This is a genomic window from Coprococcus intestinihominis, from assembly GCF_040096555.1.
Taxonomy (GTDB): Bacteria; Bacillota; Clostridia; order Lachnospirales; family Lachnospiraceae; genus Coprococcus_A; species Coprococcus_A intestinihominis.
On record NZ_JBBMEK010000287.1, the window covers coordinates 1 to 3992 of the forward strand.

The following is a 3992-nucleotide window of genomic DNA, read 5'->3' on the forward strand; positions in this document are numbered from 1 at the left end:
TGATAGAGGATATGTGTCATGAATTGTCGAAAACAGGCAGTTGTTACATTTTTATTGATGATTTTCATCTGTTGACGGATAGCCGTGCATCTGCTTTTTTGTGTATGCTTGCCAGGAGACTGTCGGGAAATGTCCATTTGATTGTTGCAGGGAGAAATCAATTTCTTTCGTCGGCAGATATTTTGTGTCTGGGCGGCAAAGTTTACCAGATTGGTGTAGAACAGCTGCGACTGAATCGTAAAGAGCTTGCGGTTTATGTGAAGCGCTGTGGAATAAAACTGTCTGAGAAACAGACAGAAACACTTTTTTATTCCAGTGAGGGATGGTTCTCAGCTGTTTATCTGAATTTGCAGATATTTTTGGAGCGAGGCGTGCTGCCGGATGGGGCTTCGGATATTTATGCGGCATTTACCAGGGCGATGATTGAACCGCTTTCTGCAAAGCAACGGGAATTTCTGGCTGTTATGGGGATTGCGGACGAGTTTTCGGCAGAAATGGCCGTTTTTGTTACAGAAGATGAGGAAGTAAGAGCCATGGTGAAAATTCTGACTGAGCAGAATGCTTTTGTGAAATGTCTGGCAGATGGTGTGACTTTCAGATTTCATCATATGATGAAAGAATGTGCCAATCGGGTTTTTGCGGCGTTGGATGAAGAAAAACAGGCATTTTACCTGAATCGTTTTGGCCTGTGGTATGAGCAGCACAGTCAGTATCTGCATGCCATGGATGTCTATCGAAGAAGTAAAAATTATGATGCATTTCTTCGGGTTGTTAAAAATGATGCGGGAATTCTGCTCGCTTCACTGAATGCGCAGGAGGTTATGAATGTGTTGGCTGAATGTCCTGTTTCCATTTTGAAAGCACATCCATTGGCGATTCTGGTGCTGATGCGCAGCATGTTTAACTGGCGTCTGATTCCGAAGATGATGGAATTGAAAGTGCTTTTGATGGAAGTGGTGGAGGAAAATGCAGCGCTCTCTGATGAGGAACGTGGCAATCTGTTGGGGGAATGCGATTTAATTATGAGTTTCCTTTGCTATAATGATATCGGAGCTATGAGTCAGCTGCATCGAAGAGCCAGCAGCCAGATGTCCAGACCGGCCATCAGTATTCAGAACAACGGCGGCTGGACCTTTGGATCGCCTTCTGTGCTGATGATGTTTTACCGCGGTCCGGGACAGTTGGAAAGTGAGCTTGCCCAGATGGATGAATGTATGCCGCATTATTACAAGATTACCTGTGGTCACGGACAGGGGGCAGAAAAGATTATGCGGGCGGAAGCAGCTTTTGTACAGGGAAGATTTGCGGATGCACAGATTGAGCTGGAACGGGCTTATGCACAGATTGAAGGAAATGGCCAGGAAAATATGGCGCTTTGCTGTGATTTTCTGGCATGGCGACTGGCTCTGGCTAAGGAAATGAAGCCGCATTGTAGTCTGGAGAGGCGGCGCACCGAATTACTGCGCCATCATAATGCTGCCTGGCTTAATATATGGAGTGGCATCAGTGCCTATTATTATGCGCTGTTGGGTGAGTCTGAGAAGATTCCTCCGATATTTGGTGAACACAGGCTTTCGGATATCAATATGCTTGCCCCGGGAAGACCAATGATGCTGCTGATTGAAAATCAGGTTTATCTGGCACAGGAAAATTATGCAAAGGTGATTGGCCGCAGCGATGGACAGCTTTCTATCTGCGAAGGTATGCATTATAGGCTGGTGGCGCTGCACATCCGTATTCAGACAGCGGCTGCTTATGAAGCCATGGGAAAATGGCAGGAGGCGGAGCAGATGCTGACGCAGGCCATTCTGGAGGCGGAGACGGATTATCTGATGCTTCCGTTTGTGGAGAATTATCGTTATTTGAAAAAACTTTTACTGCGCTGTCAGAAACAGGAAAGCCTGTTTGTCAGGTATCTGATACAGATGGGTGAAATGTATGAGATGCGGCGGGAATGTCTAAGGAAAGAGGCACATCGCCCGGAGGTACTGGCTGTATTGACAGATAAAGAATATGAAATGGTGCTGCTCATTAATCAGCATCAAACGAACCGGGAAATCGCGGAGAAAATGTTCCTTTCAGAAGGAAGTGTCAAACAATATGTCAAACAGATTTATTCAAAACTTCAGATTGAAGGGGATACCAGAACAAAGAGAAAGCAGCTGTTACAGCTGTTGGAAGAGAATTCCTAACTATTGGTGAATAGCCATTGCAAAAAATCCATTGTACAATGCCGGTACAGTGGATTTTTCTTTTTCTACAAAGGGGAGGTGCGTTATATGTCATATGTAATTATTGGGCTGATTATTGTTGCTTGTATTATTCATTCAGTTTTAAAGAAATCAAAAGAGACTGCTGATCAGGCAGTAAATGATGCGATTGTGCCGGGAGTGATGAATACACTTTTTGATGATGTGCAGATGCATCCGGAAGGGCATTTACTGGATGTTAAGGGATCGAATATTCCGCTGCAAACATATAGCTATCTTAACAGCAGCGGCAATATTTGTTTTCGTTATCAGGGACATCCGGCAGAGTTGTGCAGTATTACTTTAACAGAGGTGAATGACTATATTGATGAGAACAACGATATGCGGCAAACGAATGAGCAGGAGATTTACCGGGGACAGTGGATGTGCTGTGAACTTGGGGAGACATTTCCTACCGGTTTTACATTCTGGCCGAGAGGCAAACTGGATAAAATCTTCCGGACAAAAACGATTAAAACCGGGTATGAAGCTTTTGATAAACGGTTTAATCTCAGCTGTGATAATGAGGAGTGGGTGATGTATTTTCTGAATCAGGACAGAATGGCCCGGATTCTTGAACTGACGCAGACGGCCTTTGGAGAATTTGCGGTTTGTCTGCATGGGGATGGAAAGTTGGATCTGGCGGTGCACAGCGGTCATCATTTCTTTGAGGTGGGAAGAGACAGAAATAATCCGGAGGCATTGAAACAGCGCTATACCAGGGAGTTGAAATGGTGCAGGGATATGCTGGATGTCTTTATTTCCTAATGCAGAAAAATACTCCTTCCGGGAACAGGTGCGTCTTTAGTCTGTGTTATATTAAAGTCACAAAAGAACAACAGAAATAAATTTTGCGGGTGAGCCGCATAAGGATGAATCTAAACGGAGGAGATATACAATGAGTTTTTGTGACGAATTAAGAAAAATTGAATGGGAAAATTCATACAGCAATAAGAAGGAAGAAATCATTCATCGAGAGGTTGAAGGGCTGATTACGGGTATTAAGGTACTTTCACGTAATGCGGCAAGGGATGGCAAGCGGAATTTAACCGGATATTATGATCAATTTTATTGGGATACAACAGATTACTTTATTCAACCGTCTGTCAGTGAAACGGGATTTCAGAGGTATACAATGCTTTCTTTCTTGAAAGGCTATTCACAGTATGAAGCGATGAATATACGACAGGAAATCGTTAAGAGACTTCGCCAGCGACTTGCGGAAATGGGATACAGAAATGTTCAGCTTCGCATTGACGAGGTCACGCAGAGAGAAAACAAAAAATTTTTTGCCTCAAAAACGGGCGTGACACTGTATTATCTGTGGCTGAATATTTCATGGTAGAAGATGTTAAATTCATAGAATCCTCTTTCTGGTGTTGTTTCAGGCAGTGATTTGACTGCGCTGCTGTTCATTATAGCGTTTTTTCTGGTTAATATGGCGAACTTTTGCTCTTGGATAATATTTGCTGCAGTGCTGACAGTAAGTCTTATGCTCGGCAGCACGGCCCTTTGAACATTCGCCGCGGCAGATATAAAATTTGCATGGTGTTTCTCTGTATTTGCTCATGGTATTTTCCTCCGGGGCCAGTTAAGGAACAGTCTTCTGGCTGGTTGAATCTGATTGTTGCGTGTTCTTTGATTACAGAGTATAGCATGGATGAATGGGAAAAACATTGAACTATTAGTTGAAAATGACAGCAGACGGCGAGGCTCAGCAGATAATGAATGAAATATCCAAAG

At 43.7% G+C, this 3992-nt stretch carries 4 protein-coding genes; 3 read left to right on the plus strand and 1 reads right to left on the minus strand.

Annotated elements, in window-relative coordinates; all coding sequences use genetic code 11:
- The 3 genes from WMO25_RS15750 to WMO25_RS15760 all read left to right on the plus strand — a co-directional run.
- A partial coding sequence (locus WMO25_RS15750; RefSeq protein ID WP_349086113.1) for a helix-turn-helix transcriptional regulator occupies positions 1–2192 on the plus strand: 2192 nt, incomplete at its 5' end.
- A gap of 87 nt (positions 2193–2279) precedes the next feature.
- Positions 2280–3017, plus strand: a complete 738-nt coding sequence (locus WMO25_RS15755; protein ID WP_215689050.1) for a DUF3137 domain-containing protein — start codon at positions 2280–2282, stop codon at positions 3015–3017.
- Between the two features lie 130 nt (positions 3018–3147).
- Positions 3148–3594, plus strand: a complete 447-nt coding sequence (locus WMO25_RS15760) for a hypothetical protein (RefSeq protein WP_349086115.1) — start codon at positions 3148–3150, stop codon at positions 3592–3594.
- 39 nt (positions 3595–3633) lie between these two features.
- On the opposite strand, the gene WMO25_RS15765 is transcribed toward WMO25_RS15760, so the two are convergent.
- The gene (locus WMO25_RS15765; RefSeq protein ID WP_178440552.1) at positions 3634–3819 is read right to left on the minus strand and encodes a hypothetical protein; all 186 of its coding nucleotides are present in this window, start codon (positions 3817–3819) and stop codon (positions 3634–3636) included.
- Between the last annotated feature and the right edge of the window lie 173 nt (positions 3820–3992).